Raw genomic sequence first — 25,083 nt, 5'->3', positions numbered from 1 at the left:
ATACTGCAAGACCGTACGAAAGGACTTGAATTAATGGGCACAAGGGAAAGTTTTTATATTACAACACCGATCTACTATCCATCAGGAAAGTTGCATATTGGTAATTCTTATACAACAATTGCATGTGATGTGATGGCACGGTACAAGAGGTTACAAGATTACGATGTATTCTTCTTAACGGGGACAGATGAACACGGACTTAAAATTGAGCAAAAGGCTGAAGAACTTGGAGTCACACCAAAAGCATATGTTGATAAGATGGCTGCACAAATTAAAAAGCTTTGGAAGCTGCTCGAAATTTCAAATGATAAATTTATCAGAACAACCGATGATTACCATGAATTAGCAATTCAAAAAATCTTTATGAAATTGTTGGAAAAAGGTGATATTTATTTAGGCGAGTATGTTGGTTGGTATTCAGTTTCTGATGAGGAATACTTTACCGAATCCCAGCTGGCAGAAGTTTATCGTGATGAAAAGGGTAATGTCATTGGAGGTAAGGCACCATCTGGACACGAAGTTGAGCTTGTCAGAGAGGCATGCTACTTCTTCAAGATGAGTAAATATGCTGATCGTCTGGTTAAGTATTACGACGAACATCCGGACTTTATTATTCCGGTTTCTCGAAAAAATGAAATGTTGAATAACTTTATTAAGCCGGGCTTAGAAGACTTAGCAATTACACGAACAACATTTAACTGGGGAGTAAAAGTTCCTAGTGATCCAAAACATGTCGTTTATGTCTGGATTGATGCGCTCTGCAACTATATCACTGCACTTGGTTATGGGACTGACAATCAAGAGTTATTTAACAAGTTTTGGCCGGCTGATATACATATGGTTGGTAAGGAAATCGTGCGTTTCCATACGATTTATTGGCCAATCATTTTGATGGCACTCGATTTACCATTGCCAAAACATGTAATTGGACATGGCTGGTTATTAATGAAAGATGGCAAAATGTCTAAGTCAAAGGGAAATGTTGTTTACCCGGAAATGTTAGTTGAACGTTATGGTTTAGATGCATTGCGCTACTACTTGATGCGTGCTGTACCATTTGGTAATGATGGAATCTTTACGCCAGAAGATTTTGTAAATAAAATCAACTTTGATTTAGCCAATGATCTGGGGAACTTGTTGAATAGAACCGTTGCAATGATTAATAAATACAATGATGGGACGATACCTGAATTGAAATCCAATGTTACTTCTTTTGATGAAGACTTGGAGAATGTTGCAGCACAAGCGATTACAAATTATCAAAAGGAAATGGATGAGGTTCACTTCTCAAATGCGTTGGCAGAGGTGTGGACGCTTGTTAGTCGTACTAATAAATATATTGACGAGACAGAACCATGGGTGTTAGCAAAGGACCAAGCACGTAAGGACGAATTGGACAGTGTGTTGGCTCATCTAGCAGCTAGCTTGAGAGTAATTGCCATTTTGCTGCAGCCAGTTTTAACACATGCTCCAAAAGAAATTTTTGCACAACTAGGCCTTACACACAATAATATGGGAATCAAGGATATTTCTTATACTGATTTGCCAAGTAATACCAAAGTTGTCGAAAAAGCAACTCCAATTTTTCCACGTTTGGATGTTGAAAAAGAAGTGACCTTTATTCAATCCAAAATGACCAAGAATGAAAAGGCAAAAGGCAGAAAAGCAATGGCAGAAGCTGCAAATCAAAAACAAGAAGCTAATAATAATTCTGCAGAAGAGACTGAATTGAATTTAACAAAGAAGGAGATCCGATTTGATAAATTTGATAAAGTCGAGCTCAAGTCTGCTGAGATTTTAGCAGTTTCGCACGTAGAGGGTGCAGACAAATTGCTTAAGTTTAGCCTTGATGCAGGAGACAAAGCACCTAGACAGATTCTTTCTGGAATAGCTAAGTGGTATCCAAGGCCAGAAGAGTTAGTTGGAAAAAAAGTTATAATTGTTGCTAACTTGCAACCACGTAAGATGCGTGGAGAATTGAGTCAAGGAATGTTGTTATCTGCTGAATACGGTGATAAAGTTGAGCTTTTAACGATTTCTGAAGCAATTCCCAATGGTTCATTAATTAGTTAGAGGCACAAGTGAAGTCTTTTTCACGATTTTTGTGGGATTGACTTCTTTTTGTTGGTAAAGGAGAAAGTATGGAAATATTTGATTCACATACACACATAAATGCACCACAGTTTGACAATGATATTCCAGATGTTATTGAAAGAGCAGCGGCTTTAGATGTTACGGCAATGTTAGTCGTTGGGTACGATAAAAATAGCACAGAAAAATTAAAGAAATTGATCAGTACTTATCCACAGATATATGGTGCTGTCGGATGTCATCCAGAAGATGCAGAAAAGTTTGATGAAGGATATGTAAAACAAATTAAGGAAGATCTCGGTGTAGAAAGGCTGAATGTACTTGGAGAAATTGGCCTTGATTATCACTGTACCGTTGAGCATAAACTGCAACAAGATGTATTTCGAGCTCAGCTGCGCTTAGCGCATGAGATGAATGTTCCAGTTACGATTCATAATCGGGATGCTTTTGATGATGTTTATCGAATTCTGAAGGACGAGGATGTCGGCTCAATTGGTGGAATCATGCATAGTTTTAACGGTGATGCAGCTTGGGCGAAAAAGTTTTTAGACTTGGGGATGAATCTCTCGTATAGTGGTGTTAGTACATTTAAAAATGCAGCAGAGGTACGTGAAGCCTTCATGGCAACACCGTTGAATAGAATTCTGGTGGAAACTGATGCACCTTATTTGGCACCTGTTCCTTTCAGGGGAAAGCAAAATGAACCAGGATATACAAGATATACGCTCGAATATTTGGCACGGTTAAGAGGAATTGAGACAGCTACTCTGGCAAAACAAACATATCAAAATACAATGGAGATTTTAGGTATAAAATGAAGAAAATAAAAGAAGTTCTAGTTGTTGAAGGCAAAGATGATACAAAACGAATCAAGCTGGCTGTCAATGCAGATACGCTTGAGACACGTGGCTCTGCAATTAGCGATGAAACGGTTGAACAAATCGCGAAACTGCAAGAGACTAGAGGTGTGATTGTTTTTACTGATCCTGATTTTTCTGGCGAGAAGATCCGTAATATTATTACACGTGAAGTTCCTGGAGTTAAGCATGCTTTTTTGAACAAGAAAGATGCAGCACCTAGTGCAAAGGGGAGCCTAGGCGTAGAGCACGCATCTGTCGAGGCAATCAAGGAAGCTTTATCTAATTTGTATACAGAAGTTCCCGACTCTGAACCCTTAATTACTAGAGAAGATTTGCGAGATCTTGGCTTATTAGCTGGTCCGACTGCCAAAAAGAAAAGAGCCTTATTGGGTGAGACTTTGAAAATCGGATATACAAATGGCAAGCAGCTATATAACAGGCTTAATTTGTTTCAAATTACACCAGAACAACTTAAGAGCGCATTAGATGAAATGGAGAATGGACAAAATGAAGAATGAAAATCCAGAGATTGCTTCGCCAGTGCGTACTCGTGCAATTATGGAAACATATGGCCTCAACTTCAAAAAAAGTTTAGGTCAGAATTTTCTGACAGATATCAATATTCTGCACAAAATCGTTGCGGCAGGAGATGTTTCAGAAAACGATGATGTGATTGAAGTGGGTCCTGGCATAGGAGCATTGACTGAGCAGATAGCTAAGGTAGCACATCAGGTGTTGGCAATTGAAATTGATGAACAATTAATACCAGTGCTGGGTGAGACATTGGGGCAATATGATAATGTAACGGTTGTCTTGCAAGATATCTTGAAAGCTGACTTGGAAGAATTAATTAAGAATAATTTTGATGGGAAACATCCTATCAAAGTTGTTGCCAATTTACCATATTATATTACTAGCCCAATCATCATGCACTTGCTAGATACAAAAATAGCTTTTTCAGCAATTGTGGTAATGATGCAAAAAGAAGTAGCTAATCGGTTAAGTGCACAGCCTGGTACCAAGGATTATGGGGCACTGACAACTAGGGTTCAGTATCAAATGGAATGCAAGACGGCGTTTATAGTTCCAAGGACAGTTTTTATTCCCCAACCTAATGTTGATTCTGCGATTGTTGTCCTCACACCATTGCAGGAAAAGCATCTAGAGCCTTATTCAGAAGAACAGTTTTTTTCACTTGTCAAAGGTTGCTTTGCACACAGGCGTAAGAGTTTATGGAATAATCTACAAGGAATTTACGGGAAAGATTCCGAGGTAAGAGAAAAGATAAAACAAGTCTTAGCCGATTTGCAAATCTCGCCGCAAATCAGAGCAGAAAGACTCAGTATTGATGAATTTATTTCACTTGCAAACAAATTATCTGAAGCCAAAATCATTGAAAAATAATGTTTTTATTGTTGAAATTATTATATGCGTTGTGGTATAATTGCAATTCTTGTGAAACTATGATACAATATGTTTCACAGGAGAGGTGAAGACAATGCCATTAACACTAGCTACAATCAAAAGTAAGCTTGATAGTTGTATCGGAGAGAATTTAACTGTTGTCGCACAAACTGGTAGAAAAAAGACAGTAAGGCGACATGGAATATTACGTGAGACCTACCCAGCAGTTTTTGTAGTCGACCTGAACCAAGAAGAGAATGCTTTTGAAAGAGTTTCTTATAGTTATACGGACGTCCTCACAAAAAATATTGAGCTTGATTTTAGTGAAGGAGTTTAATATATAACTTAAGATTGGATTTAAGAATCAAGCCTGTGGATTATTGCAAGGCTTTTTTTTATACAAAAAGTCTTTTCAAGATGCAATATTTTTAAGTATAATGAGATTAAAACATTTGGGTAGGTGACAAGATGGAGATAATTGAAAAGGCACCAGCCAAGATTAATTTATCTTTAGATACTCCATTTCGTAATCTTGATGGCAGTCCAGAGTGGCGGATGGTCATGACTGCAATAGATTTAGCCGATTATGTCAAGATTGAATCTGCTAGCGATATAACAGGCATACAGGTGGAAACGGATGCGGGATTCTTACCGCAGGATCAGCGAAATTTGGCATACCAAGCTGCCAAGAAGATGCAGCAATTGTTTGCAGGTCATCAAGGAGTACGAATCAAGATAAAGAAAAATATTCCAGTTGCGGCCGGGATGGGAGGAGGCTCCGCGGATGCGGCGGCTGTTTTGCGAGGTTTAAATAAGATGTGGAAGCTGAACTTAACACGAACGGAAATGGCAAAAATCGGGTTAACAATTGATTCTGATGTGCCATTTTGTGTGTTCAGTGAAACTGCATTGGTGACTGGCAAAGGGGAAATAATAACTCCACTGGGGGAATTAACATCAATGTGGATTGTTATCGCAAAGCCACGCGCCAGTGTTTCAACACCTACAATTTTGAAAAAAATATCATACTCTGAACTTTCTCATCAAAATGTCGATGAAGTTGTTGAATCAATTAAAAAAAGGGATCCCATGAGGCTTTTCAAAGCAATGGGGAATACTTTGGAAGACTTAACTATTGCGGAACTTCCTGAAGTTGCAAAGATAAAAGACAAGATGATTTCCTTTGGTGCACAAGCAGCTCAAATGACGGGTAGTGGCCCAACCGTTTTTGGTTTGTGCTCAAAAATGTCGCGGGCGCAGCATGTTTATAACAGCCTCAAAGGATTCTGTGATGAGGTTTACCTTGTTCGTCCGTGTAACTTAGACTAATAAGCGATTGTCTTGCGCATGAGAAGGATAACTTATGGGTTAGAAGGAGCGCACAATAAGTGGTAATATGCGCTAAAGTTTTTTGTTAGCATATTCCCTTGATTATACATAGTTATTTTAGAAATTTAAATATTTAGCAAGAACGTGTGTCCAGAAATTCAATATAACATAAGTTAGTAAAACTTGTGTATTGGTGCAGGTAATTAAGGTCTCAACTATATATCCTGATGCAAATAGTTCAACTTAGACTGAAAATTTTGAATTGTGGAGCACAATAATTGTTCGAGATTAAGAAAGAGACTAGGTCAAATTTTGACCTAGTCTCTTTCTTTGCAGATGATAACATCTCTAAAGGTTGATGTTAAGTTTCTTTGCAGCAAGTTCAACTTGTTTTTTTACTTGTTCAAAGCCTGTTCCTCCAAATGAATTTCTCCGAGAAACTGCTTGTTTTGAAGTTAATTTATCGTAAATATCTTCTTCAATCAGAGGAGAAATCTGTTTGAGTTTTGAGAATGGAATCTCCTGCAAAGTTCTATATGATTGAATTCCTTCTAAGACCAATCCCCCCACAATGCCATGTGCTTGGCGGAAAGGCATTCCCTTGCTTGCAAGATAATCTGCAAATTCTGTAGCATTTGAAAAGTCTCTTTCGGTTGCATGCAACATCTTATCTTGGTTAATCTTTAGGGTTTCAACCATTCCAGTGAAGATTTTAAGACTTGGAATAAGTGTTTTGACAGTATCAAAAACGCCTTCTTTGTCTTCCTGCATATCCTTGTTATAAGCAAGAGGAATACCCTTCATTGTTGTCAAAAGCGATTGGAGATGACCAAAGACACGACCACTTTTTCCACGAATAAGTTCCGCCATATCTGGATTCTTTTTTTGAGGCATAATAGAACTTCCTGTGGAGTAGCTATCGTCCAACTCTAGGTACCCAAATTCATAACTGCACCAGAGAATAATTTCCTCACAAAAACGCGATAGGTGCATCATTAGAATTGAAGCATTGCTTAGAAATTCTAAGACAAAATCTCTATCAGAAACAGCATCAAGCGAATTCGAATAAAGTGTTTCAAAACCCAAAAGCTCAGTTGTATATGCGCGATCAATTGGAAAAGTAGTACCGGCTAGCGCAGCTGCTCCAAGTGGATTAATATCAGTGTGTTTAATATTGAAATTAAAACGCTCAATATCGCGCTGCAACATCTCATAGTAAGCTAGTAAGTAATGAGCATAAGAGATGGGCTGTGCATGCTGAAGATGTGTGTATCCTGGGATAATCGTTTCAACATTTACTGCTGCTTTTTTCACCAAAACTACCTGTAAGTCATGAATGACTGCAATAACCTCTGGAAGGCGGTTCTTCAGATAAAGATGTAAGTCAGTAGCAACCTGATCATTACGACTTCTGGCGGTATGCAATTTACCCGCAACGGAACCAATTTTGGCTGTTAAAATGGTCTCGATGTTCATATGAATATCTTCTAGCGATGTCTTGAATTCAAGCTGATTATTATGCAAGTCTTCCTGAATATCTTGCAATCCAGCTATTATTTTAGCGGCATCTTCTGCAGGGATGATACCTGTTTTTTTGAGCATCTGTGCATGTGCGATAGAGCCTTCAAGGTCTTCATGTGCCATTTCTTGATCAAAGCCGATTGAAGCCCCGAACTCATCTATCCAAGCAGCACTTTGATTTGAAAAGCGTCCACCCCAAAGTTTACCGTTTGCCATAATTACTTGACCTCACTGGGAATTGACATTGTTTCGGTTTTCTTATCTTTTTGCTGTACTTGAGCATATACCTGAGATGGTAGTCCCCATAATTTAATGAAACCTGCTGCTGCTTCTTGGTCAAATTCATCAGCTGAAGTGTATGTTGCAAGGTTTTTATCGTAAAGGGAATTTGGTGATTTACGTCCCATGCAAATTGCATTTCCTTTGAATAATTTAACACGAACGGTACCTGAAACATTTTTTTGTGATTCTTTTAAGAAAGCAGTTAGAGCGGGCATAATTGGAGAAAACCACAAACCATTGTAGATAATTTCACTCAGCTTTTGCTCAATAACTGGTTTGAAATGAGCAAGATCACGTTCTGAAGTCAAGTCCTCTAAGTCTTTATGAGCTTTCATCAAAACTGTTGCGGCTGGGCATTCATAAACTTCACGTGATTTGATACCCACCAAACGATTCTCAATATGATCGATTCTTCCAATTCCATGTGCTCCAGCAATCTTGTCGAGATTCATAATTAATTCTGAGAGAGGATAGAATTTACCATCTAAGTGCGTAGGGACACCATTTTCAAATGTAATTTCAATTGTAGTTGCTGTATCTGGAGCATCCTCTATAGCGACTGTCCGGTCATAAGCATCTTCCGGTGCACTAGCCCAAGGATCTTCCAAAATACCACATTCATTTGCTCTACCCCATAAATTTTCATCAATTGAATATGGACTTTTCTTATTAATAGGAACGGGAATATTGTTATCTTCAGCGTATTGAATCTCTTCTTCACGAGACCAATGCCATTCTCTAATTGGATCTTCGATTTTCATTTCAGGTGCAAGTGCGTGGATTCCAACTTCAAAACGTACTTGGTCATTACCTTTTCCTGTACAGCCGTGAGCAATTGCAGTTGCTCCATATTCTTTAGCGACTGATACTAGTTTTTTAACAATCAGAGGACGAGAAAGTGCAGATATTAACGGATACTTGTTTTCGTAATAAGTATGGCCCTGGAGAGCAATCAATGCATATTCTTGTGCAAATTCTTCTTTTGCATCGATTGTGATTGATTCAACTGCACCGACTTCAAATCCTTTTTGTTTGATTTTGACTAAATCCTTGCCTTCACCAACATCAATACAGCAGGCAATAACATCGTAGCCTTTGTTCTTCAACCAAGCAATTGCAACGGAAGTATCAAGACCGCCTGAATATGCTAAAACAACTTTTTCTTTATCCATTTTCTAATCCTCCTAAATGTTGATTATCTTTGATTGACTAAACCTTAACATCAATATACTTAAAATGCAATAATATTTACAAAAAAACCTAAAAAAAGCCTTATTATGAATATATATGCTTTTAAAAACGAATATATTCATAATAGGACAAGCTTTTTTTCAACAACAGAATTAAAATTCGAAAATATAAATTGAAATTATATGTGAAAATAATGTAAAAACGGTTGACAGCTATTGATTAGTAAGATATATTTTACTTATTCAATTTTAAGGGGATTTTAATTATGGTTAATTCTAATAGACTCGCACAATTGAATAATTTTTATTACTTTTATTTTTTTCACGAGTGTTTGTAACTGATTAAGGAATCAGGTGCAGACACGTAGGTAAAGTGTTATGCACCTGTGAGGAAGATAAGAGTTATTTTGCTAGCAATTTTAGCAAGCCACACAGATGTCAATTAAAGAGTCTGTTTGGCCTAAAGCAAGAAAAATGATAATGCTGATGTGAAACCAAGCCTGCAGACTTATGAATCAAGTCTGCAGGCTTTTAATATTGTTTGCAAATAGTTTAGGAAAATAGATATAGAAGGGATGTTTTAGTATGGAATCACTTGTCAAAAGTATGAAGAAGGAACTTGCAATGCTACAACCATCAGATATACGTTCATTCGATGAGTTTGCTTCAAAAATTCCGGGAATAATCAAATTTACGATGGGGGAACCGGATTTTGCAACCCCAGAGCACATTAAGCAAGCTGCAATCAAGAGCATTGAGGCCAATCAAAGTCATTATGCTCCGTCTAATGGTATTCCAGAGTTATTAGAAGCTGCATCACATTTTCTTTCTGCAAAGTATGATCAACACTACGATCCTGCAAGTGAAATTATTGTGACAAATGGAGCAACAGAGGCAATTTATACTGCACTTACGTCAATCCTTAACCCAGGTGATAAAGTAATTATTCCAACACCAATTTTTCCATTATACATTGCAATCACAATTTTGAATCAGGCAACACCAATTTTTGTAAACACATCTAAGACAGGATTTAAGTTGACACCTGAAGATTTGAAGGCAACGCTCAAGGAACATGGAGATTCTGTTAAGGCAGTTGTGTTGAATTATCCATCTAATCCAACTGGTGTTACGTATACACAGGAAGAACTGGATGGATTGGCAGAGGTACTTAGAAATAAACCAATTTTTGCGATTTGTGATGAAATTTATAGTGAGATCAACTACAAGGGGCAGCATGCATCAATGGTTCATAGTTTACGCGAACAAACAATTCTTCTTAATGGGGTTTCCAAGTCTCATGCTATGACAGGGTGGAGAATAGGCGTAATGTGTGCACCAAAAGAAATCACAGCAGAATTGGGTAAAGTACATCAATTTACGATTACCACAACGTCAACAATGACACAAAAGGCGGCGGCCGAAGCGTTTGCAAATGGTTTTGATGATGGCCCGACAATGAAAAAAGAATATCAGAAACGTAGAGATTATTTACTTGATAAGTTGGTGAACCTTGGTTTTGAGTGTGCACAACCAGACGGAGCATTTTATCTATTTGCCAAGATTCCGGAAGGCTTGATTCAGGACGATAAGAAGTTTATTTATGATTTGGCGGAAAAGGGGAAAGTAGCTGTTATCAGCGGCAGCAGCTTTGGACCTGGTGGTGAAGGCTACATCAGAATCAGCTATGCAGCAAGTATGGAAGATATCGTAGAAGCAATGAAACGCTTGGCAGTGTATGTCAAAGAAAATCAGGAGGGCTAAAAGTTGAAAATTTTGATGATGAGTGTGAGAGACGATGAAAAGGCTGCTATTGAAGGGTGGGCAAAAAGAAACAATATTCAGATTGATACTGTTGATTGGGAACTTCATCCAGATCATGTATCTGAATTAGTGGGTTATGATGGAATCGTTATTCAACAACGCAGTAAAGTTGAGGCAGAAGTTTACCCAGCACTAAAAGCAGCTGGAATAAAGCAGATTACGACAAGAACAGCAGGATTTGATGTAATCGATCTTGATGCAGCTAGAAAAAATAACCTTATTGTCACTAATGTACCAGCCTATTCTCCACGATCAGTTGCTGAGTTGGCGCTAGCACATACAATGAGATTAATTCGCAAGCTTGAAATTTTTGATGCGAGAGCAGCAAAACAAGATTTCAGATGGGCAGGGTTGCAGGCAGCTGAAATCCATTCACTTACGGTAGGAATCATCGGAGCTGGACGGATTGGTGGGACAACGGCCAAGATATTTAATGCATTAGGAGCAAAAGTGATTGCACATGACTTAGTTGAACGAGAAGAGCTTAAACCATTTGTTACCTATATGAAGAAAGAAGAAGTATTACAAAATGCAGATGTAATCTGTTTGCATGTTGACTTAAACCCTTCAACGTTCAACTTGATTGGTAAAGATGAGTTGGCCTTAATGAAACCAACAGCTTATTTAGTAAATGAATGCCGCGGCCCCGTGGTGGATACGGATGCATTGATAGAGGCACTGGAACAAAAAGAAATAGCGGGAGCTGCACTTGATACACTGACAGGAGAAGAGAACTTCTTTAATTTTAATTTGGAAAATAAAGAATTACCAAGTCAGCAACTTATTAAGTTACGCAAAATGGATAATGTAATTTTGACCCCACATGTCGGCTTTTTTACAAATATTGCAGTTCAGAATATGGTAGATATCAGCTTAGATGATGTGGTAATGATTCTTGATGGCAAGAAGAGCGAACACCAAGTATCTTAAAAAAACAGAGGGTGAGTGAATAAAAAATGGAAACAAGAATTTCTGGTAAAGAATACACAATGAATATTTTAAATGGGATTAGTTTAGGAGTTGTGGTTGCTCTAATTCCGTCGGCTTTAGTAGGACAGTTAATGACAGCCATCAAAGGCTTTTTCCCATATGCAACTACAATTATTATGATGACAAGTTTTGCAATGAGTCTGCTTCCTGTCATTACAGGTGTTTGTGTATCCTTATACTTCAAACTCAATCCAATCCAGATTTCTGCAGTAGCAATCGCGGCAATGGTCGGTTCTGGAGTAATGCAGCCGGGTAATGGGACATTCATTTTGAAAGGAACGGGTGATATCATCAACACTGGTTTAACAATAGCACTTGCCGTTTGGGTTGCATTGTTGATTGGTAATCGTCTAAAGGACTTTACTATGTTACTGTTGCCTTTACTAGTGATTGTTATAGCTGGAGGAATTGGGTTGGCCATTTTACCCTACGTTAGGATGATTGCAACGACAATTGGAATGATTATTAGTAACATAACTAGCTTACAGCCATTATTAATGGGAACGTTGATGGGAATTTGCTTTGCGGTCCTAATCGTATCCCCGATTAGTTCTGTAGGGATCGCAACTGCGATTGGATTAGCAGGAATTGGTTCAGGTTCAGCTAACTTAGGAATTACAGCCGGGAGTTTCATGCTGGCAGTTTATGGGAGTTCTGTAAATCCAATCGGGACAAGTTTCGCACACTTTATTGGTTCACCAAAGATTCAAATGGGTAATATGTTAAAGAAACCATTGTTATTCCTGCCGGTCTGTATTAATGCGGGTATCATGGGATTCATTGGAGCACTTCTACACATTGGAGGCAATTCGATGAGTGCAGGATTTGGATTCAGTGGATTAATTGGACCCATGGCAGCATATGCAGGAATGGATAAAAACATAATGAGTTTTATTATCCTAGCACTTATCTTCGTAATCTTACCTGTGCTATTGGCATATGTTTCACGGTACATTTTCATCAAACGGTTGGGATGGATTAAACCGGAAGATGTGTTGCTAGATATTAAGTAGGCAGAAAGAAATTCTAGAGGCTTATTCATAGTTGAAACACAATTATACGAATCAATAGAGGAGCTGGGTCAAAAGTTATATTTTGACCTAGTTTTTTGTTGATTTCAGGAAGAAGTGTTCCATAAGTCAAAATTCTCCGACTTCGAATTACTTATAGGAAAGTACATGCTATGTTTGCAATTTCGTATTAGTACTCAAGTTTTACCAATTCATGTCAAACTCTCTTTTTTTATGGATACTAATTCTTAAAATTGTGAAAAATGTGAACTTACTAAAACCGAATGTTAGAAAATAATGAATAGTAATCAAGTGTGATTCGTATAAAAATTAAAATTTAGCATTAAATGCGAACAATTTTAATAAAAATGATAAAAAAACTATTCAAATTACGTAAAATGATTTATAATGTTGGGTAGATTATTTTTAGGGCATTACTCTAATAAAGAGATACAAGTAGGGGGAATAAAGAGTGAAAACAAGAAGAAGCGATCGCTTAATTGATATGACTCGTTTTTTGCTTGAGCGACCGCATACATTAATTTCTTTGACATATTTTGCTGAACGTTATGAATCTGCAAAATCATCAATAAGTGAAGACTTAGCAATCGTAAAACGAACATTCAAGAGTCGTGGAATTGGTATTTTAGAAACTATTCCTGGAGCTGCGGGCGGCGCAAGATTTATTCCGTCTATCAGTGAAGAAGAATGTCGTGATTTTATTGGATCTATGATGACCGAAATGTCAGAACAGGATCGCCTTTTACCAGGAGGATATGTATATCTTTCAGATTTACTGGGTAGACCAGACGTTTTACGTCAAGTGGGACGCGTAATTGCTCGTCAGTATCTTGATAAGCAAATTGATGCAGTTATGACTGTTGCAACTAAAGGTGTTCCGATTGCACAAAGTGTTTCAAGCTATTTAAATGTTCCGTTTGTAATCTTACGTCGAGATTCTAAAATTACAGAGGGTTCAACGGTTTCGGTCAATTATGTGTCTGGATCAAGCGAACGAATTGAAAAGATGGAATTATCAAAGCGAAGTTTGAAGAGAGGTTCGCATGTTTTAGTAGTTGATGATTTCATGAAAGGCGGTGGAACCGTCAATGGGATGAAGAGCATGATTGAAGAGTTTGAATCTGAATTAGTTGGAATTACTGTATTTGCTGAAGCAACTTTTGAGGGCCATAGAATGATTGATGAATATACATCATTGTTGAAAGTGGATAAGGTGAATACATTGGACAAGACGATTCATGTCAGTGCGGGTAATTATCTCGAAAAAGTTTTTGGTACGCCATCAAAATAGGTTGACTTATCAAACAGATAAAAAAGTAAAAAAAGGAGTTCTGGAGAGATTAGTGAAGACTGATTTTTTCAGAACTTTTTTATTATAAAAATGTGCGAGAGAAAGCATCAATGATTTAATTAGTAAGAGTAGTTGCACGTTTTACGTCACTTAGGTTATGATTATAGAGAAAATTTGGTTTAATCAGAGGAGATTTTAAGATGACTTCAAAGTTTGCAGTGATTCTTGCTGCGGGGCAAGGAACAAGAATGAAATCTAAGTTGTACAAGGTGCTACATCCAGTTTGCGGTAAGGCAATGGTTGAACATGTATTATCACAGGTTGAAGAAAATAAGATGGATGAAATTGTTACAATTATCGGGCATGGTGCAAAAGATGTGAAGAAGAGATTGGGAAAGCGGACGAAATATGCACTTCAAGCTAAACAGCTAGGGACAGGCCATGCGGTACTGCAAGCTGAAGAATTATTGAAAGACAAAGATGGAGTCACACTAATTGTATGTGGTGATACACCGTTGTTCACGGCACAAACATTTTCTGAGTTATTTGAATATCATGAACAAAAGGGCGCTGTTGCAACTGTTTTGACAGCAGAAGCACCCAAACCGTTTGGTTATGGAAGAATTGTACGCAATGAATTAGGAATTGTAGAGAAGATTGTTGAACAAAAAGATGCAAACGAAAAGGAAACGGCAATTACAGAGATCAATACAGGAGTGTATTGTTTTGATAATAAAGAATTATTTGAGGCGCTGCATCAGGTCAAAAATGATAACGTTCAAGGCGAGTATTATCTGACAGATGTTATGGAAATTTTTAAAAATGCTGGTAAAGTGATAGCCGCTTATAAGATGAAAAACTTTGATGAGTCAATGGGTGTCAATGATCGTGTTGCTCTTGCTCAAGCAAATAAGTTGATGAGACAGCGTATCAATGAAAAACATATGAAAAATGGTGTGACTCTGATTGATCCACAAACGACTTATATTGATGTTGATGTAAAAGTAGGCAGGGATACAGTGATAGAGCCAGGTGTTGTTTTAAAGGGAAGAACAGTTATTGGAGAAGATTGTTTTATTGGAGCACACTCTGAAATTCGGGATACAGTAATTGAAAATAATGTAACTGTGACTGCCTCACTGTTGGAAGAATCAACGATGGCTGAAGGAAGCAATATTGGGCCATATAGTCATCTCAGACCTGCTGCTAAAATCGGTAAAAATGTCCATATTGGCAACTTTGTCGAAGTTAAGAAGGCTGAAATTGGTGAGAATACGAAGGTCGGACATTTGACCTATGTTGGTGATGCCACTCTAGGCAAAAATATAAATGTTGGCTGTGGAACTATTTTTGTAAATTATGATGGCATCAACAAGCATCATACCAATGTCGGTGATTACTCTTTCATCGGAAGTGGGTCTAATTTGATTGCACCACTTGAAGTAGCTGATCATGCGTACGTTGCTGCAGGTTCAACAATTACGAACAATATTGATGCACATGACATGGCGATTGCTCGTGGAAGACAAGTAAATAAAAAAGGTTATTTTGACCATTATCCAGTTGCGGATGCTGCTGAGAAGGCCGAAATGAGTACGCATAAAAATATTTAATGATAAATCCATTATTAATCTTGATTTTATTGTAAGAAATGAATAGTATTGTTATAGAGAAATAGAAAAATGGAGGCTATCATGTCTGAACAATATGCTGATCCGAAGCTTAAAATATTTGCTTTGAATTCGAACAAGCCCTTAGCAGAAAAAATTGCTGCTGCTGTTGGTGTGACTTTAGGTAAAACATCTGTTGACCGTTTTAGTGACGGTGAAATTCGTATTAATATTGAAGAAAGTATTCGCGGAGATGAAGTCTTTATAATTCAGTCGACTTCGGCTCCAGTCAATGATAATTTGATGGAGTTGTTAATCATGATTGATGCACTTAAACGTGCTAGTGCATCTGTCATTAATGTCGTAATTCCTTATTATGGGTATGCTAGACAAGATCGCAAGGCAAGACCACGTGAGCCAATCACGGCTAAGCTGGTTGCTGATATGTTGGTGAAGGCCGGTGCTACTCGGGTTGTTGCTCTAGATTTACATGCAGCCCAAATTCAGGGATTCTTTGACATCCCGGTGGATCATTTAATGGGAGCTCCATTACTAGCAGACTATTTCCTAACAAATGGTCTTGAAAAAGATGCTGTTGTCGTTTCGCCTGACCACGGTGGAGTTTCAAGGGCACGTAAGCTGGCAGAATTTCTGAAAGCTCCAATTGCTATCATTGATAAGCGTCGTCCTAAAGCTAATGTTGCTGAGATTATGAATATTATCGGTTCAGTTGACGGTAAGAAATGTATTTTAATTGATGATATGATTGATACTGCTGGAACAATTACGTTGGCTGCTCAAGCTTTAAAGGATGCTGGTGCAACTGAAGTCTACGCGTGTGCTACGCATCCGGTACTTTCAGGTCCAGCTATTGAACGTATTGAGAATTCACCTATTAAAAAGTTGGTGGTTACTGATTCGATCAAGCTACCTGAAGAAAAGCGTATTGATAAACTTGTTCAAGTTTCAGTTGGGGCATTGATTGGGGACGCAATTACGCGAATCCATGAAAACAAATCAGTAAGTCCGCTGTTTAAAAATAGGTTCCATAATATTTAAGAGTATTGAGGAAAACGACAGCTAAAAATATTGTGATGTATTAGTAATATTGGTATAAGTCGGTAAAATCTGAGGTTAGACGAAGATTTTCAACTTACAGAACATTTTTATTAAGAATAAAAGAGGGGCTGGGCCAAAAGTTAACTTTTGACCTAGCTCCTCTTTTAGTGAGTGTAAATAATTATGGTTAATTTATAAAGAAAAAATAAGCAGTAAGTCTAAAACTCCTGATATACTGCAGGATCTTGATTATTTGTTCGTCCATCAGGTTTGTCAAGTGCTGATATTGAGGAGACTTCCTCATCTGATAATTCAAAGTTAAAGAGATCCAAATTTTCAAATTGTCGTTTTGCAGAACTTGATTTTGGAATGACACCCACGCCAAGCTGAAGTTCCCAACGCAAGATAACTTGTGCAATTGATTTATGATGAGCTTCAGCAATTTTTTTAATTGTTTCATCGTGTAAAACGGCATTTGCACGACCCAGGGGACTCCAGGCCTGTGTGAAGATACCGTGTTCTTTATCGAATTTGCGTTGCTCAGGTTGAGACCAGTAAGGATGAAGTTCAACTTGGTTTACGACCGGTAATACACCAGTTTCTTTTTCAAGTCTTTCTAAATGTTCAGGAAGAAAGTTAGAAACACCGATTGAACGAATAAGGCCCATCTTTTGTGCTTCGATTAGAGCCTGCCATGCTTCCACGTAATGATCTTCAAGCGGATTAGGCCAATGTATTAGATAAAGATCGAAATAGTCAAGATGCATCCTAAACAGTGATTCTTGAATTGTTGTGATTGCCTCGTCAAATTTTTGATGGCGTCCAGGTAATTTTGAAGTTATGAAAAGGTCTTCGCGCTTTAAACTAGACCTGCGGATAACCTCGCCAACAGCGCCTTCATTTTCATAATTAACGGCTGAATCAAGCGCGCGATAGCCGGTCGATAACGCCTGCATCATTGTATTAACACCAGATCCTCCAGTAAGAGTATATGTTCCAAATCCAATCAATGGGATTTCATTTCCATCTCTTAATGTTATTAATTCTGGTTGATTAACGGATGGCTCGGGCCCATTACCATTCTTCTTCTTAAAAAGTTCTGCCGAAAGATATGTTTTGCTAAAATCATATTTACTTGAAATTGCCTGACCTTGATTAAATAAAACATTTTCACTCATTAGAAAACCTCCTTAATTTATCATGTATTTATTGTATCACTTGCAAAGTAATTTGTAATAATTAAGGATTAAGCGTAAAAATCGTTCTTAATATCGCAATATGGAATAAAAGGGCTCATGGGTGTTGGATGAGAACTACTTGTTTTTTCCATCCAAATCATATCAAACCAAGTATTGAATTTGTATCCGACATCGTGGAAATGAGCAACTTTCTTGAATCCATTTTTTTCATGAAAATAGATACTTGTCATTGGAAGGTGCGGATCAGTAGTTTTTGGCAAACTTATGCATGCATTAATGTTTAGAATGTTTTGTGCGGCAGCTATTTTCTCAAGCTCCTTGTATAGCAATGTGCCAATGCCGTGATGCTGTACATCATGGGATAGATAAATAGAGATTTCCGCAGCCCAGATATATGCCGCACGCGGATGAAAGGCGCTCAAATATGCAAATCCCAGAATTTTATTATCTGTGTAAGCTATTAGGTAAGGATATTTAAGGGAAATAGTAGATATTCGTTTTTCAAATTCCTTGACAGAAGGGGTATCATACTCGAATGTAATTGCAGTTTGTTGAACATAGTACTGATAGATATGTAAAAGTGCAGGTGCATCTTCTAACTTTACCAATCTTAGTTTAATATCAGGAGTAGTCATCTAGTCACATTCTTTCTTTTTTCTAATCATTCTAAACGCATTATTTGTAATAAACAAGAATGGATACTAGTTTTTTGATAAAAAGAGATTGAACTATTAGAGAGGATAAAGTAAGATAATCTGTAAGTTCAAACATAATATATTTAGTGAGGTAGTTACGTAAATAGCCATGGAAAAACAACCAGTTATAAATGCTTATCATCACGATATGCCTTTGATGATAGGATATTTTATTTTTTCAATTATCTTAAATAGTTTTGGAAATGCATTAACAGTTTCATTGAATCTAGGCAGTGCTTTATGGACTGCAGCTGCAGTTAATATTGCACATGCGACTTTGATACCATTAAGTTTTGTTCTTGTATTGGAAGGAATTTTTGCCATTATCGTGAATTTAGTCTTGGTTGGAAAAATTTCACCTAGACGAGTTGCGGGGTATTTGATTTTTATGTTTTCATTTGCATATCTTGTGGGATTGTTATCACGAGAGTTTGTCCTTCTAGGAATTGGAAATTTACCGTTAACTATTAGAGTGGTTTTGGATTGTGTAGGTATAATCTGCATTGCGACAGCAATTTCTATCTATCAGAGAGTGAACTTAATTCTGCATCCCTGTGACGATATGATGCAGATTATTCGTTTTAAATTTTTCAGAGGGAATCCCGTTGTTGCACAGTTGGCATCATTCTTTATTCCAATAGCAGCTATCATTATCACTGTGATTAGTAATAGGCAAATTTTTGCTGTTAATGTTGGAACGGTGTTCTCACTGTTATTTCAAGGATATTTTGTTGGAGTAGCCGACCGGAGAGTATTGCCTTCGTTGAAGCATCGCAAATTAGATATTTAATTTAGCATGGAAGCCCTAGTTGTCAACTAGGGCTTTTGCGTGTTTAATAAGCAGGTCCGGGTTATATTTTACAATCAAATACTTAAAATGACTTATAAACGCTTTTAAATATTTACAAGCGCTTACAGATATGTTACGATTATAAAGTAAATGAGGCAAACTTACTTTTTTAGTTACTTGCTTTTTTGGTATAGCCCAATTACAATGAAGCTGTACTAAAAAATGGAGGTAATTAAAATGAATATCATTATTGTTAAAGATAGTGCCGAAGGTGGAAAGAAAGCAAGCAAACTTTTTTATGATGCATGTGTGAACGGTGCAAAGGTTTTTGGATTAGCAACTGGAAGTACGCCTGTGACAACTTATCAACATCTCGTGAAGAGTAAGATTGATTTTTCAAAATGTATTTCTATTAACCTTGATGAATATGTTGGCTTAAAACCAGCTGACGAGCAAAGCTACCGATATTATATGGAGAAAAACCTGTTTGAGTTTAAGCCTTTCAAAAAGTCTTATTTACCACAGGGTGATGCAGCAGATGCCGAAGAGGAAGTTAAGCGGTATGATAAAGTGATTGCTGATAATCCAATTGATTTGCAGTTGTTAGGAATTGGACGCAACGGGCATATTGGATTCAACGAACCAGGTTCAAGTTTTGATCTAACAACTCATAAAGTTGCTTTAACACCTTCAACGATTGCGGCAAATGCGCGTTTCTTCGAGGATGAAAAAGATGTACCTAAGTATGCATACTCTATGGGGATTGGATCAATAATGAAGTCTAAAAGTATAATACTAGAGGCTTTTGGAGACAATAAGGCTGATGCAATTGCGAAAATGATTGAAGGACCTGTGACTGAGGAATGTCCTGCGAGTGTCTTGCAGAAGCATCCAAATGTTACTGTTATTGTTGATGAAGCAGCTGCAGCTAAGTTAAAAAAATAGTTAATTAGCGATATGGGCTATAAGCCAGTAGCTTGTGTTCAAATACTAAAGGGCAACACATTCTCCGACCCTAAAGTCAAAGAGCATAAGTATACTGCCTTATGGCCCATATTTAAATAAAAAGTCAGTACTTAAAAGGTAGTGTGACTCAAGTAGGTAAAATTTGGGCGCTAACGCCGTTTTACGAACATAAGCGAGTGCTTTGCCGTAAGTGATTCGAGACTGGACGGATGTTTTTGACTTATGGAATAATAGAAGAGTTAGATTAAAATTTAACTTTTGACTAGCCCTAAAATAAAAGAGTGTCTCAAATTGGTTCCTTACGATCACTGTAAATCAGTGTACGAAGATTTCCAATTTTTGAGGCACTTTTTTAAGCTAAACGTACTTTTGTAACTTCACCAGAGTAAAGAATAGTTCCATCCTGTAAGACGAGTCGTCCCTTTTTATCAATATCAGCAACAACTCCGTTAACTCTCTTTTCTCCTTGGGTAATTGTGACTTTCTTTCCAATAAGATATGACTTTTCTTTATATTCATCAATAAAATCGCCTGATTGATAATCTGAATAGAGTGTAAAAAATTCACCTAATAATTGTGCGATGAAGTAGTTACGAGATAGGTGTGATTGTTCAACATATTCTCGCAAAGTACCGACACGCTCTTGAATTTTGGGCGGGAAAAGGGAAATATCAGATAGATAGTTGATTCCAATACCAATAATCACTTGGTTGATAGAGCCACTTTCAATATCACTAACTGCTTCAGTTAGTATTCCAACAACTTTTTTCTGATTTACTAAGACATCGTTTACCCACTTTATTTGAGTAGCAACACCTAGATTTTTTTCAATTGTGCGTGCTACAGCAAGAGCAGTGGCGGTTGTTAATAATCCGGGATTTAATTCTTCCGATTGCGTCTTTAGCAAGATACTCATATAAATTCCAGTTGTTTTAGGTGAGCTAAAGGAGCGTCCATAACGACCATAGCCTCCGGTCTGTTGATCGCTGATAATTATTAAAGGCTGCGAGTCAACTTGACTTGCACTAATTTCTTTTGCCCTTATATTAGTTGAATTAAGCGAATCGTGAAGTTCGAAAGCAATATTTTTAAGATTCGTGGGTAAATTCTTTTTGATAATAAATTCATTGAGCTTATTGTTATCTTCATAATAGTAACCGGAATGCATTTTACTTTTGATTGGATAACCCAGATCTTGTAGATTTTTAACAATTTTCCAGACTGCTGTCCGCGAGATACCAACCTCACTTGCGATTTTTTCGCCAGAGAGGTAATTGGTTGAATCTGACAGGAGCTCTAGAACTTTTTGTGTATTATTCATAAAGTGTGCCATCCTTAGTATTGTTTAGTATAAATTATAAAGAGTAAAGTCGAAGTTTTCAAATTGTCTTTTTTCTTTTAAGAAAATAGATTGTTTCTTTCAAAAAAGTGTTATGAATGGTATCTTTTACCAAAGTAATAAGAAAAGAGAGTACGAAATGAAAAAAAAGCTTTTTTTTGAATGTATTATTTTGCTTTTGGGAGCAATTATAATTTTTATTGTATCAACGCATGATGCTTTTTTATATAAGCAATCAATTTTGCAGGTTACACGAGTTGAACAAGGAAAAACATTCAAATCCTCAGACGAATATGGAAACCATGATAAAAAAACTGATCAGACAGTCTATGGAATACTTCTGAACAGCAAGAAAAAAGGAGAAAAATTTAAATTTCAGAATACATATACCGCATCTGGAGGATTGAGCCAAAAGTATCAAAAGGGTCAGCAGCTTTTTGTCACACTTAATCATGATAACGGTAAATTTGAAGTGACCCCGCTAAATTATAAACGGGATACCTATCTGTTTATGATGTGTTGGATAATGGTATGTCTTTTATTTATGGTGATGAAGATTGATGGAGTGAGGACGATTATAAGTGTTTTGATTAACTTTGTATTGTTCTTAATAATTGTGCAGCTTGATGTTTCCTGGAATATTACAAACTTTTTTATAATTTTTGCGGTCAGTGCGATTATCTTCACAGCAATAACGTTGGCTATAATAGTTGGTATTAATAGGCAATTTGTGGTCACCTTTGCGGCAATTTTTAGTGGTACAGCTCTTGCATTGCTTATTTCAGTGGGTGTCATGTGGCTGACGCAGGATAATGGGATGCATTATGAGGCGTTGGATTTTGCCACACAACAACCAAAGCAATTATTTCTATCTGCGACCTTGATTGGCTTATTGGGAACAGTTATGGATGCAGCAACGGATATTGTGTCGACATTATTTGAGTTAAAGCGCAGTCAGCCAGAAGTTTCATTTCAGCAACTTTATCGCTCAGGAAGGGAAGTCGGCAAAGATATTATGGGGCCGCTGATAAACGTGCTGCTGTTGATTTTCTTTGCTGAAACTTTTACAATGGCTGTTCTCTATTTCAGAACCAAGAATACGATCGGGTATACTTTTTCATGGACTATGTCACTGGGGTTACTGCAAGCTGTGATTAGTGGAATTGGAATAGCATTAGTAATTCCGGCAGCAAGTTTATTTGCCGCTTGGTCGTTAGAAAGGAGTAGAGCATGAAATGAACACAATAATGGCTCTGATAATTATCTTGGCTTTACTAATGATTTTAAGTGGTGGAAGAAGAGGCTTGTCAGCCTTTTTTACACTAATTGTCAACTTTGGGCTACTCTTTTTAACAGTTATTTTGATTGCCGGTGGCTTCCCGCCCGTTTTTGTAATGATGTTTACTGGGATATCAATTCTTGCAATCATTATTTATGTTGGCAATAATAATGAGTCACAGACGAATACAGCTTTTATATCGACTTTACTTGTTTTAGCGGTAATGATACTGTTGATCATCCCAATGAATTATTTGATGCAGATATATGGATTCAGTAATGAACAGTCAGAAGAAATTGAAGCTTTCAATGTCGCAATTGGTGTAAATTTTGCTTCGATTGCGATCGCAACGACAATCTTAAGCACACTTGGGGCGATTGCTGAGGCAGCAATTGCTGTTGCAAGTGGGATGGAGGAAATAATTGAACAGGGGGCAGCCAAAACAGCACAGGAATTGAGAACAAGTGGCAGAAATATTGGATTGCAAATCATGGGGATGACATTTAATACGCTATTTTTCGGTATGTTTGGCGGTAATCTAGCATTATTCATATTGATTTCAAAATTAGATGCCAGTTTTGGTTATTACGCAAACTCTAAAATTTTTGCAAGCGAGACAATGTTGGTAATCTATGCTGCAATTTCAGTGGTGTTAGTTATCTGGGTAACGATTGAGATAACGGTTTTTAAAACAAATAAAGGAAATAATCCAAAGAAATCGTAAATCAGTTGAATACTAAATGATACTTACCATGTTATAATTTTTGTAGGGAGCATAATAATTAGTAGGGAGGCAGCAATTATGAGAATAAGATTGAGAAAAGCCTTTTGGGGAGCAGCTTTGACCTTGTTAGCAACTGTAGCGGTTGGATGTTCTGCAAATAGTGATGACAATAACAGTAGCAGCAGTAGTTCTTCAATGACAACAGAACAGGTTGAGTCTCATTATACGAAGGCCTTAAATTACCTTGATAAGGGGACTCCTCAACAGGCATACAGCGAGCTATCAAAAGTAATTGCAAAAAATGCCGGAAACAAGAAAGTTAAAGTGTTATACAAAAATCTTGGTAATTTGCTTTCTGCTAAAAGAGCAGTGACTGAAAACAAATTATCTAAGGCAGATAAAAAATTGCAACAATTAGCTAAAGTTAAGAAACCAGATAAGTTGGTCAAACAAATCAATGCTGTGCAGAAAGAATATCAAGCTGTTAAGCTTGCAAAAATCTATTATAATGAAACGGTTGCATACTACGATGCAGGAAAATATTCTGAAGCCGGGGGAAGCTATCAAACTTTAATGGCATTATCTAGTAAGTATCAAGCTGTGGCTTCCTATCAGGAAAAAGCAAAAAGCTATCAGCAAAAGATAGCAGCTGCACAAAATCAAAGTGTTGCGTCTCAGGCAAAATCAACTAGTCAGGCAACAAACAGCGGCTACACTAATGCACGAAGTTCTAAAATTGTCAGTTCAACTTATGCTAGTCAGACTGGAAGCTCAATTAGCAGTGCAACGAATAGTCAGGTTTCGTCGGTAGTTGCGGAGTTGTCAGATACGCAAATTTTAACGAAATTTCGAACATTAACAGGAATCCCACAGGAGGCAGGAGATCAATATTATGTTACGAAGCTAGATGACAACACATATCAGATTGAAATTAGACACACTAGCCCAGACAATGTAAATGTTTCTAACTTAAAGGGCATGTACAAGTACGACTACGCAACTGGAAAAGTCCAAAAAGCTGATGAACTTACTGGAGAATACACAAATATTAATTAAATGGATGGAAACTAGATGAACCGATTCAAACAGAAATATTATTTTAAAAGTGTTACGGCTATTCAGTTAGTTGGAATTATACTGATGGGTACGGCTGCATTGGGCATAGACAAAATTATGATTTCTAATATTTTGTTTATGGTAGGGTTAGCAGCCATTTGCGTAATGATTGTTGATATCTTGCTAGGTGCGCATTTATTGGCTGGCTGGTTTAAACATAAGAAAAAAGGTGAAACCGACGATGAGTACCAACAAGCTAAAATAAATGTGCGAGAAGTTGGGAGTATAAAAAATCAACCGATTCATTTTAGTAAAGTCGGTAAAAGTGCTTCAATCATAGGAGTCACATATATAGTATTATCTATAATTATTACCTTATGATAATTAAAAAAAGAAACTGCAGTGAAATTTGCGATAATCGCACATATTTCACAGGTGGTTTCTTTTTTTTGTTTTTGTTGAAAAATAAGAAAATTCTGGTACCTGAAGTGATAGTACGAGGCTGTGACATAACTAGCCTCTGTATAAGCAAATAGGACGAGAAACCGAATTT

The 25,083-nt window shown here is 37.1% G+C and carries 23 protein-coding genes; 18 read left to right on the top strand and 5 right to left on the bottom strand.

Annotation, left to right across the window (positions count from 1 at the left end; genetic code table 11):
- Positions 1–33 precede the first annotated feature (33 nt).
- The 6 genes from metG (at position 34) to ispE (ending at position 5,684) form a co-directional block, all read left to right on the top strand.
- On the top strand, positions 34–2,073 hold the full coding sequence (metG, locus tag IV36_RS09500) for a methionine--tRNA ligase (RefSeq protein ID WP_056992020.1): 2,040 nt from the start codon (positions 34–36) through the stop codon (positions 2,071–2,073).
- A 68-nt stretch (positions 2,074–2,141) separates the two neighbouring features.
- Entirely contained in the window at positions 2,142–2,909 is a 768-nt protein-coding gene (locus tag IV36_RS09495; RefSeq protein WP_056992018.1) for a TatD family hydrolase, read from the top strand.
- Complete coding sequence (gene rnmV, locus IV36_RS09490; RefSeq protein ID WP_056992016.1) at positions 2,906–3,469, top strand: ribonuclease M5; 564 nt, start codon at positions 2,906–2,908, stop codon at positions 3,467–3,469. Before IV36_RS09495 ends, rnmV begins: the two co-directional genes overlap by 4 nt.
- Positions 3,459–4,355 (top strand): 16S rRNA (adenine(1518)-N(6)/adenine(1519)-N(6))-dimethyltransferase RsmA, encoded by an 897-nt coding sequence (rsmA, locus tag IV36_RS09485; RefSeq protein ID WP_056992014.1) that lies wholly within the window; start codon positions 3,459–3,461, stop codon positions 4,353–4,355. The genes rnmV and rsmA overlap by 11 nt, the downstream gene beginning before the upstream one ends.
- A 94-nt stretch (positions 4,356–4,449) precedes the next feature.
- A complete protein-coding gene (locus IV36_RS09480; protein WP_003687218.1) occupies positions 4,450–4,692 on the top strand; it encodes a Veg family protein in 243 nt (80 codons plus the stop codon).
- A 131-nt stretch (positions 4,693–4,823) separates the two neighbouring features.
- Positions 4,824–5,684, top strand: a complete 861-nt coding sequence (gene ispE / locus IV36_RS09475) for a 4-(cytidine 5'-diphospho)-2-C-methyl-D-erythritol kinase (RefSeq protein WP_056992011.1) — start codon at positions 4,824–4,826, stop codon at positions 5,682–5,684.
- 348 nt (positions 5,685–6,032) lie between these two features.
- Here ispE and argH read toward each other — a convergent pair whose 3' ends face one another.
- Together argH and IV36_RS09465 are read right to left on the bottom strand one after the other, a co-directional pair.
- Positions 6,033–7,421, bottom strand: coding sequence for an argininosuccinate lyase (gene argH, locus IV36_RS09470; RefSeq protein WP_056992009.1), 1,389 nt, complete (start codon positions 7,419–7,421; stop codon positions 6,033–6,035).
- Positions 7,422–7,423: 2 nt separating this feature from the next.
- Positions 7,424–8,659 carry an argininosuccinate synthase gene (locus IV36_RS09465; protein WP_056992007.1) on the bottom strand — a complete coding sequence of 412 codons (1,236 nt, stop codon included), beginning with the start codon at positions 8,657–8,659 and terminating at the stop codon, positions 7,424–7,426.
- Positions 8,660–9,262: 603 nt separating this feature from the next.
- On the opposite strand from IV36_RS09465, the gene IV36_RS09460 reads away from it, so the two are divergent.
- The 6 genes from IV36_RS09460 to IV36_RS09435 all read left to right on the top strand — a co-directional run bounded on the left by IV36_RS09460 (position 9,263) and on the right by IV36_RS09435 (position 16,482).
- Positions 9,263–10,441, top strand: coding sequence for an aminotransferase class I/II-fold pyridoxal phosphate-dependent enzyme (locus tag IV36_RS09460; protein WP_056992005.1), 1,179 nt, complete (start codon positions 9,263–9,265; stop codon positions 10,439–10,441).
- Positions 10,442–10,444: 3 nt separating this feature from the next.
- Positions 10,445–11,431, top strand: coding sequence for a D-2-hydroxyacid dehydrogenase (locus tag IV36_RS09455; RefSeq protein ID WP_056992003.1), 987 nt, complete (start codon positions 10,445–10,447; stop codon positions 11,429–11,431).
- Positions 11,432–11,457: 26 nt separating this feature from the next.
- Complete coding sequence (locus tag IV36_RS09450) at positions 11,458–12,504, top strand: PTS sugar transporter subunit IIC (RefSeq protein ID WP_056992001.1); 1,047 nt, start codon at positions 11,458–11,460, stop codon at positions 12,502–12,504.
- Between the two features lie 469 nt (positions 12,505–12,973).
- Entirely contained in the window at positions 12,974–13,813 is an 840-nt protein-coding gene (purR, locus tag IV36_RS09445) for a pur operon repressor (protein ID WP_003687231.1), read from the top strand.
- A 200-nt stretch (positions 13,814–14,013) separates the two neighbouring features.
- Positions 14,014–15,426, top strand: coding sequence for a bifunctional UDP-N-acetylglucosamine diphosphorylase/glucosamine-1-phosphate N-acetyltransferase GlmU (gene glmU, locus IV36_RS09440; protein ID WP_056991998.1), 1,413 nt, complete (start codon positions 14,014–14,016; stop codon positions 15,424–15,426).
- 81 nt (positions 15,427–15,507) lie between these two features.
- Entirely contained in the window at positions 15,508–16,482 is a 975-nt protein-coding gene (locus IV36_RS09435; RefSeq protein ID WP_003687235.1) for a ribose-phosphate diphosphokinase, read from the top strand.
- A gap of 218 nt (positions 16,483–16,700) precedes the next feature.
- On the opposite strand, the gene IV36_RS09430 is transcribed toward IV36_RS09435, so the two are convergent.
- Both IV36_RS09430 and IV36_RS09425 read right to left on the bottom strand, forming a co-directional pair.
- A complete protein-coding gene (locus IV36_RS09430; RefSeq protein WP_056991996.1) occupies positions 16,701–17,660 on the bottom strand; it encodes an aldo/keto reductase in 960 nt (319 codons plus the stop codon).
- 68 nt (positions 17,661–17,728) lie between these two features.
- Complete coding sequence (locus tag IV36_RS09425) at positions 17,729–18,316, bottom strand: GNAT family N-acetyltransferase (protein WP_056991995.1); 588 nt, start codon at positions 18,314–18,316, stop codon at positions 17,729–17,731.
- Between the two features lie 169 nt (positions 18,317–18,485).
- Here IV36_RS09425 and IV36_RS09420 point away from each other — a divergent pair, with 169 nt between their 5' ends.
- Together IV36_RS09420 and nagB are read left to right on the top strand one after the other, a co-directional pair.
- The gene (locus tag IV36_RS09420) at positions 18,486–19,166 is read left to right on the top strand and encodes a DUF6198 family protein (protein WP_056991992.1); all 681 of its coding nucleotides are present in this window, start codon (positions 18,486–18,488) and stop codon (positions 19,164–19,166) included.
- A gap of 237 nt (positions 19,167–19,403) precedes the next feature.
- Positions 19,404–20,111 (top strand): glucosamine-6-phosphate deaminase, encoded by a 708-nt coding sequence (nagB, locus tag IV36_RS09415; protein ID WP_056991989.1) that lies wholly within the window; start codon positions 19,404–19,406, stop codon positions 20,109–20,111.
- A gap of 373 nt (positions 20,112–20,484) precedes the next feature.
- Here nagB and IV36_RS09410 read toward each other — a convergent pair whose 3' ends face one another.
- Positions 20,485–21,453 (bottom strand): biotin--[acetyl-CoA-carboxylase] ligase, encoded by a 969-nt coding sequence (locus IV36_RS09410; protein ID WP_056991987.1) that lies wholly within the window; start codon positions 21,451–21,453, stop codon positions 20,485–20,487.
- Positions 21,454–21,610: 157 nt separating this feature from the next.
- Between IV36_RS09410 and IV36_RS09405 the strand changes: the two genes are divergently transcribed.
- The 4 genes from IV36_RS09405 to IV36_RS11940 all read left to right on the top strand — a co-directional run bounded on the left by IV36_RS09405 (position 21,611) and on the right by IV36_RS11940 (position 24,911).
- Complete coding sequence (locus tag IV36_RS09405; protein ID WP_056991985.1) at positions 21,611–22,705, top strand: YibE/F family protein; 1,095 nt, start codon at positions 21,611–21,613, stop codon at positions 22,703–22,705.
- 1 nt (position 22,706) lies between these two features.
- Positions 22,707–23,474, top strand: coding sequence for a YibE/F family protein (locus tag IV36_RS09400; protein ID WP_056991983.1), 768 nt, complete (start codon positions 22,707–22,709; stop codon positions 23,472–23,474).
- Positions 23,475–23,552: 78 nt separating this feature from the next.
- Entirely contained in the window at positions 23,553–24,530 is a 978-nt protein-coding gene (locus IV36_RS09395) for a tetratricopeptide repeat protein (protein ID WP_056991981.1), read from the top strand.
- 15 nt (positions 24,531–24,545) lie between these two features.
- Positions 24,546–24,911, top strand: a complete 366-nt coding sequence (locus IV36_RS11940) for a DUF3899 domain-containing protein (RefSeq protein ID WP_082623747.1) — start codon at positions 24,546–24,548, stop codon at positions 24,909–24,911.
- The last annotated feature ends 172 nt before the right edge of the window (positions 24,912–25,083 follow it).

The sequence above is a fragment of the Liquorilactobacillus mali genome, from assembly GCF_001437155.1.
Classification (GTDB): domain Bacteria; phylum Bacillota; class Bacilli; order Lactobacillales; family Lactobacillaceae; genus Liquorilactobacillus; species Liquorilactobacillus mali_A.
Note: the sequence above shows the minus strand (reverse complement) of the source record. Positions and strands in the feature narration are given on the sequence as shown.